The following is a 7714-nucleotide window of genomic DNA, read 5'->3' on the forward strand; positions in this document are numbered from 1 at the left end:
ACTATATATGAAAATTTTTTCTTTTTTACTCATGCTCTCTACTATATCAATTATAGGATGCAATAATAGTTCATCTGAAATTTCAAAAAACAATGAATTGGTAAGTAATACAAGCATAGCTAGTCAAAGTGATATTAAAATATTAACTTGTGAGCCCGATTACCAACCTATAAATTACTGCACAAAAAAATACACTAAAACTTTAAATCAGGAAGCAAAACTTCCCGCAAATTTTGATGAAAATAAGAGAATAGTTGTTACTAAAATAAAGATGGATGAAGCTAAAATATCAAAAGGAAGCAAGTCTGATGTCATTTACAAAAACTATTTCATTGTCATAGATCTTAATAAACATACAGCTACACCGCTTACTGAAGTACTTACTAACCTTTCAAATAAAGATGGCTATTTATCAGATATCAAACCTAAAGTACTGTTTGATAAGAGTAGTAATGAGATATGCTTCACAGGTTCTTTGATTAGTTATAGAGATGCTTATGAAAATGTTGACAATGCTTGCTATACATTCGATTCAGAAAATGGATTTACTTCACCTGCTAATGCTCCTTTTGAAAAAGTTGATCTAAAATATTTAAAAATAATAAAAAATAATAACCTCTTAATTGAAAACCATCTAAAGGAATACTCTTCTACAAAATCCACAGGAACAAAAGATAAAAAATCTAGTGAAGGTTTAGAGATAATATTTTCCATGATCGACAATGAAGTTAGCTGCAAGTTACAAAATTGTATTCAAAAACTCTTTGATAAAAAATTGTATAATACATTATTTATTAATGTAGAAGATGGACCTGCAGGAGTCATGGCTGGAAGCTACTACGATATAGAAAACAGCTATGGCTTAGATATATATGCAGCTGGATATACTGAAGAAGGAGAAGTTGATTTTGATTATATAATTGTTAGCAATGGAAATAAAACAAGCTATATTGAACTACCTATGAATTCTAACTATTCTATTACTAATAATTTAGTAATTAGCGGGTACAGTAGTACAGTCTCTAATTTTAGCTATAAAATTGATGTCGAAGGAAATATTATAAACTCAACCTCCTAAAGTAAGACAGTTGTCATCACTAAAGAAAATAATTCACATAGGGACACCAGAGAGGCAATCCTACGTGGCAGTATAAGATACTAGCACAGCTTAACAAAGCGACTATTAAAGACCCTAATAAGATAGTTCTAGGTCAAGTTATCAAAGTGTCACCCAAAGGCAGTAGCTTAACGGGCAAAACGAATGATAGACCTGACTCGTTAACCTCGCAGACTCACTATGAAGTTAAAAATGATAAGTTCGGTGAAATTAAGTACAAGCAACCTAATGACTACTCAATCAATGTTACATATTATGATGAATATAGTGGAATTGATAACTGTTTTACTTCACTTGAAAAGTCAGACAGAATTAACAATTGAATTATAGAGAAAGACTATAGAGTACCTAACTTAATCATAACTTTATTGCATAGCAGTAGCATGCCTAAGCATTCTCAAAATATAGTTTTAAACTACTTACAGTGCATTGATATACTGAATCAACCAAAATTCTTACTAAATTAAAGATTTAGTCACTGCACTACAAAAGAGTTATGCCTTGAATGAATATCATAAAACAATTTAAACAAGTTATTTTCCATCCACACTTGGTGTAGAAACTTCACCTGTGCCCACCTCTTCTCGATGGAATTTAAGTCAGAACTGTAGGATGATAGCCATAGAATACGATCGCCATATCTATTCAGTAGTTTTTGAATACGCTTATTTTTATGAAAGGCAGTCACTCAAGCACAGCTTTCTTCTCGCGCTCGGGCAAAGTAATGCTTTGCTTATTCTTCGCTCATATCCATGACAATCACACATTTTCTCTTAAGCTTTGGTATCAGTGTGAGCTTGCACCAATTATAGAAAACCTCTTTATTGATGTTCGTTTTTAACTAATCAAGTGCAAACAGCATTTTGCCATATGATGCACCAATGACGTTGGTTTGATCTTTAGCTTGCCAGTTGTAACGGTCAATACAAGGAATTTACAATGAGAACCATAGCCACTCTCTTTTCCATTTTTTTATTAGCATCATGCACAAATAACTACGGTGATACTAATACCAACGATGATGCTATCAATAAAAAGGCTATTAAAAATGACAATACAGTCACAACAAATATTAAAAATAACCCTCTCTTAGAAGATAACAGCAACCCGCTTATCTTTAATAAAATAAATTCGTTAATAACCTATGATGATAGTCAGGACAAAGTTGACATTAAACATGATAATACTGCCATCTCTATTAACTTATTTGGTGATGATGAGTCTGATATAACCTTAATGATGGATGGTAGCGTTGTCAGCAAAGGGCTTGATGGGCTCTTTAATTATACGTATGAAGTAGATTTGCAAAGCGCATTAAAGCGAATTAATGTTTTCGCTAATGATGCTGATAGGCAAATTTTGATATTACCTGCGACAACAGAAGAATACCCGTCATACAACGCTATTTTGTTCGATGATAGTGGATTTTTACACACTTATGAGTTTGAAGTAGCTGAGCGGGATTGTGGGGATATTGAATCGATAACTACAAACACCAAAGGCGATTCTAACGCCATTCAAGTTACAGATAATACAGGTAAAAATTGTAGCACCCGTACTTATCTGATTGATGGGAAGTACTTAAAGGAAGAGCCTAAATCACTTTCGTTTACAGATATCGAAGCAAAGTATGATGAAAACACACATAAGATCTTCACTTTTGATGTTAATGCAGATGGCATTGACGATAAAGTTATACCCTCTATCAATGATGAGAATAATAATACATATCAAGGTGATGACTTAATCGTCTATCTGAAAAATACAGACGGGTTATATCGGCTTAGTTTAGAAACCACAAATTTTACAGATGAAGTTGGCTGGTTCTTATATGATATTTATCCTTCTGCAAATCACTCTGGATTCATATTAAAAATTATTTATTCTCCACGTGGACGCTCTAATCAGTATTTTTATTTTTCACAAAAGAATAAAGATTGGAGAATAGAAAAATATATTTCAGAGGGCACGCTTATTACAGGAGAGGATTATTACTGTATAGAAAACAACAATGTTGCCTTATCTGAATTTGAGTACGCAACATCCGCTACTTATTCTGAGAGCCAATTTCAAAGTTTGTGTCCTCCACCTCCGACCAAGTACGTTGTCAAAACAGATCAAGCAGAAATTCTTGATGAAAAATTCGAATCACGGTCGAAACCGAACTATTATATTAAAGGTGATTTGATTGAAGCTTTTGACCAAAATGAAGACTGGGTGAAAGTTGCTTATAAAAATAATACTAAATTCGGCTGGATTGACAAGCGTGATCTCAGCCCAGTAGCGGACTGATCTTTAGTGTTTTTTAGAATGTATGTCTATACTATTATCTATAAATTAAGAATGCCGTAGATTACGCTCAAGAAAGGATCAATAAATTATGAATCTTGATAAAATTTTGATCATAGTTATATCTACGTTATTCTTAACTTTAGGCTGTGAAAGCTCTGTTAATTCTGCAAATCCAGAGATAGCATCATCTTCGACTAATGTTCAAAATAAAAGGCCGTCAAACCACTCTCAAGTCTCAGATATGACTACCCAAGAGTGTGCCATGGATGGTAGTAAATCAATAAATATCTACTACCCTCAAAGCCTTAAGGAATTAAAAATAAATGGCTATAGCACTTTCAAATTGACAAGTACTAATGAGATAGAAACAAGTCAAGGTCGCCCCCATGAATTTACTCGTATATATAAAAACGATCAAGGATTCACAGCATCGCTAATGTCTCAGAACTTTATTAGACATTTAGAGTTGACAGATGCAAAAGGTCAAACCACATCATATTCATTTAATTCTAGATTAGAATGTAACACGCCGCCGAATAGTCAATATCCGACTTATATAGTTAGTGCAGATGAAGCTTTTATCTATAAACAACCTAATACTAACTCTAAGACTTCATCCTATTTCATAGCAGGTGATGAGATTGAGGTATTATCTATTAAAGATGACTGGATACAAACGTCTTATTTAAAGGGCTCAAAGAAAGGTTGGTTACGTCTTGGCGATCTTGAAGTAATGGAAGGTGTTGACTCTTCTGATAGAATGACACTCGATAGTAATAAAATTATCACTGCTAATGGCACCGAAAACTTTACTCTACACAATACTATTGAAGAAATAGAATCTAAATTAGGTATGTCTTTAAATTTAGAGCACACTATCAATGAGTGCTCTATGGATAGTAGCAACTCAGAATTTCAATTGCTGTTTTTGCGTGACACTCTAATCTCAGTTGAATTTTTCGATTCTAGCTACCAAACCAGTGAAGGCTTTAAGGTAAACGATAATATATCTAAACTCTTGAATACCCATCCAGAAGTCGAGTATCACGAATATACAAGCAATATGGGTGATGAAAGCTACTATATGACAAATAGATATTATACGACCCGACCCAATGCTCAAGGTAATACATTGACTTTTAATGTTTCAGACAGATATCCTGATACTATTACAGACACGGATCCTGATACTATTACGAGTATATCCGTATCCAATAATTTAGATGATCATAGTATTTGTAGTGTCTACTAAAGACTATGCTTAACTCACGATAAAAACATTATGAATATTAAAACATGTGATTAGAATAAATTTTGTGAAAATTTTGAAATATATCACTCATAGCAAACGAATATGGCTTATACCTACCCACACCCAACAAAAAACCCCGCATCATCACGATACGGGGTTTTCTTGTTTTGAACGTAAGACTTCTAATTTTAGAAAGAAGCCTTACAACATCAAAAACTAGGTCAACTGAGCAACGTTAATCTTATCCGCTTCTTCAGTGTACTCTGACATACGGTCGAAGTTCATGTATTGATACACTTCCTCGCCCATGCTGTCTAACGACCTATCATGACAGCAATTTACATTCAATGTTCAATGAAAAACGCGTGAAGATAACTAGAGAATAATATGTTTAAGTATAGCTTAATACTTGTAATGGCCACACTTTGCTCCTGTAGTGTAGATACAAGTGAAACAAAAACTTCAGCTCCTTTAAATGAAACATTATCTAAAGAACTTAGTTCTACAGATTTACACTCTACAGGTATAGGTATCAGACAAATTTCTGATAAAGAATTTATACCTCTACTAGAAAAGTCATGTACAGCTGAAAATCTTTCTTACCCCGAAAAATGCTTATATTACGACAAAGTTAGTAATTATAGTTTTGATAGTATACACCTTGATAGTTTCTCAGGTGCCAACAGCAAAGTCATGCTGAATACTAGACTGCTCTTGGGGTCAAAGAATGATGATGGTGATTATTCTACTAAAATACTTGAGTTAAATACAAATATTGATGGGTTAGAGGTTGATTCTATCAATATTTATGAATATGAATTTAATGAGTATTCATATAATGAACGTATTTTCTATATGAATCAGGATTTTGAACTATGGATTCTTAATTCAATCATGTTTGAAGGTGTCTTATATATCGTATCTTGGGAAAAATATAATATCGATCCCAAAACTGGAAAAATATCAATTGACTCTACAGTACATTACACTTCAATTCACGAATCGGAATCAATTTACAAAGGGTTGATAATGTAAGTGGTCAAAATAGAATATCAACGTTAAAAGTCTATTTATCATAGGATAAAGTTTCAATTGAATACAAATTTATCACCGCTACGTCTCCAACATGCTCAGTCCCCACGATGATGGTACTACCCCGCCCCTACGCGCATTACAACTATCATCAGGGGCGACGCATGGTTGACAGTTCGCTCCTCGCATCAAGCAGCGATACGCTATGGACAGCGAAAAAAATCATACGGCAATCAGATATGGTCGCAGGCAATTATACGCTGACGGCAAATACGATTGACTCACTCCCTTGCATCGGTGGTCAAGCGGGTCAGTCAGGACTACACATCAGTGCCAATACCAAACCTGTAGCGATACAGGCACAAGGTGGTGAGTTGCAATTGCATAGTCAGCAAAGTATGACAATCGGTAGCGAGTCGGGACAGGTCAATGTGTCGAGTCCGAAGCGGATTAAGCTGCAAACGTCAGCTGGAGCTTCTATTACCATCGATGACAGTGGTATTAAGCTAGTATGCCCAAAGACGGTTAAGATAAAAGCAGTGAAAAAAGAAATAGTTGCGGGTGGTAAAATTAATGTGCCTTTAGTTGCTTTACTTACTTCTGGGTTGTTTAGTAAAGCGTTTGATCTCAAGAAATTGCTACCGCAAGATTTAATAGATCAAGGTATCAGCTACAGGCTTATCAATCACACAAACGGTACGGAGATCAAAGGGAGGCTTGATGAAGACGGTCAGACATTAAGAGTGTTTAGTGAGAAGGCTGAATTGTAGATTATTGGCAACGTGAACCATAAAGGAGAGATTAAAGCTATTGAGGTATCAGATCAAACAGAGTGTGATAATCACTCTATTGAAGATTTCTTTTTAGATAGTGATAACGACGATAGCTGTGGCTGTTAAACCTCTTAATAACATTAATTTATAGGACAAGCTATGGACTTATTTAATAATAAAATATACTTTTTTTCGATATGCTTCTTTATGACACCGTTCATCAGTGTAGCTCAAACCACAAACGAAGAAGATTATCAAAGTTATATAGATAGCATACCAGTTGTTCAGCTCAAAATGATTCCTAACTCAAAAAAAGAAGAAGCAGACGAATCTTCTATACAAACGCATAAACTAGATTCAATGAGCTATACCGATAAATTAAATAAAGAATTAGCAGATAATAAGGTGCCTTTTCAGTACTTAACTTATGAGTATGGCGATGGAAAATTTACTACATATCCATTTGAGTTAGTGAATGAGAAATTACCAACCGTAGAGGGTATTAACTCTAATTACGATAGTAGATATGACAAAGCATTTCAAAAAATGATTTCTAAACTTGTTAGCCCTATCGATCTTACTAAAAAAGAAATCTATGCAATGGGAACACAACGAGAAGGAGTATACATACAAGATATAGATACTAACAAAAAGTATGTATTTAATAAAATTTGCTTTGATAGTAAATGTGCTATAGGTCAAGTGTTCTATATTTTTGATCCGCAAAACTATGAAATGACAGGGATGCTCTATGATGGTTGTTCGTTTGTTAAAGATAACATAACAGGTAAGGATCAACGCACTAGAGAGCTATTAAAAAAATATATTAATACACAAGACCCTCTAAGTTATAGCTATGCTTCTGGTGCTTGTTGACCTATGCTGTCAAATCCGTACGGTCAAATTTGGGAGATTGTAGTTACGCAGCCTGACGATAAAAACCTTGTTTTGCAATTTTGATGATATGTCAATTCATTAGTGATACCATCAAAAAAGGGCTGCCAATATGGTAGCCCTTTTTTAGTCAATGTTTAACTGGGGATAAGGTAATCAACCAAGACTCCAACGCACATAGGTGCGTATTAAAGTATCGGTCCGTCCCGAGTTAGAAAAGATAAATAAAGTGCAGAGCCACGGTTTCCGCCTGCCCCTATATTATACAGAAGATGCAGCTCATGGCAAAATAAGAGTAATAAAGGGCTGATTTAAATAAGTTATTATTCTGTGCCAATAAATAATTGGCAAAAA

General features: G+C 34.2%; 6 protein-coding genes and 1 pseudogene. 6 read left to right on the forward strand and 1 reads right to left on the reverse strand.

Annotated elements, in window-relative coordinates; translation table 11 throughout:
* Positions 1 to 7: 7 nt before the first annotated feature.
* The 3 genes from JMW61_RS13955 (at position 8) to JMW61_RS13970 (ending at position 4661) form a co-directional block, all read left to right on the forward strand.
* Complete coding sequence (locus JMW61_RS13955) at positions 8 to 1078, forward strand: hypothetical protein (RefSeq protein ID WP_201552003.1); 1071 nt, start codon at positions 8 to 10, stop codon at positions 1076 to 1078.
* 978 nt (positions 1079 to 2056) lie between these two features.
* Positions 2057 to 3409, forward strand: a complete 1353-nt coding sequence (locus JMW61_RS13965) for an SH3 domain-containing protein (protein WP_201552005.1) — start codon at positions 2057 to 2059, stop codon at positions 3407 to 3409.
* Between the two features lie 88 nt (positions 3410 to 3497).
* Positions 3498 to 4661, forward strand: coding sequence for an SH3 domain-containing protein (locus JMW61_RS13970; protein WP_201552006.1), 1164 nt, complete (start codon positions 3498 to 3500; stop codon positions 4659 to 4661).
* 216 nt (positions 4662 to 4877) lie between these two features.
* Here JMW61_RS13970 and JMW61_RS14450 read toward each other — a convergent pair.
* A pseudogene (locus JMW61_RS14450) lies at positions 4878 to 4979 on the reverse strand (hypothetical protein); the annotation flags it as partial.
* Positions 4980 to 5048: 69 nt separating this feature from the next.
* Here JMW61_RS14450 and JMW61_RS13975 point away from each other — a divergent pair.
* The 3 genes from JMW61_RS13975 (at position 5049) to JMW61_RS13985 (ending at position 7342) form a co-directional block, all read left to right on the forward strand.
* The gene (locus JMW61_RS13975) at positions 5049 to 5696 is read left to right on the forward strand and encodes a hypothetical protein (RefSeq protein WP_201552007.1); all 648 of its coding nucleotides are present in this window, start codon (positions 5049 to 5051) and stop codon (positions 5694 to 5696) included.
* A gap of 161 nt (positions 5697 to 5857) precedes the next feature.
* Positions 5858 to 6463 carry a DUF2345 domain-containing protein gene (locus tag JMW61_RS13980; RefSeq protein WP_201552008.1) on the forward strand — a complete coding sequence of 202 codons (606 nt, stop codon included), beginning with the start codon at positions 5858 to 5860 and terminating at the stop codon, positions 6461 to 6463.
* Positions 6464 to 6625: 162 nt separating this feature from the next.
* The gene (locus tag JMW61_RS13985; RefSeq protein ID WP_201552009.1) at positions 6626 to 7342 is read left to right on the forward strand and encodes a hypothetical protein; all 717 of its coding nucleotides are present in this window, start codon (positions 6626 to 6628) and stop codon (positions 7340 to 7342) included.
* Positions 7343 to 7714: the final 372 nt, after the last annotated feature.

This window comes from Psychrobacter fjordensis, from assembly GCF_904845995.1.
Lineage (GTDB): Bacteria > Pseudomonadota > Gammaproteobacteria > Pseudomonadales > Moraxellaceae > Psychrobacter > Psychrobacter fjordensis.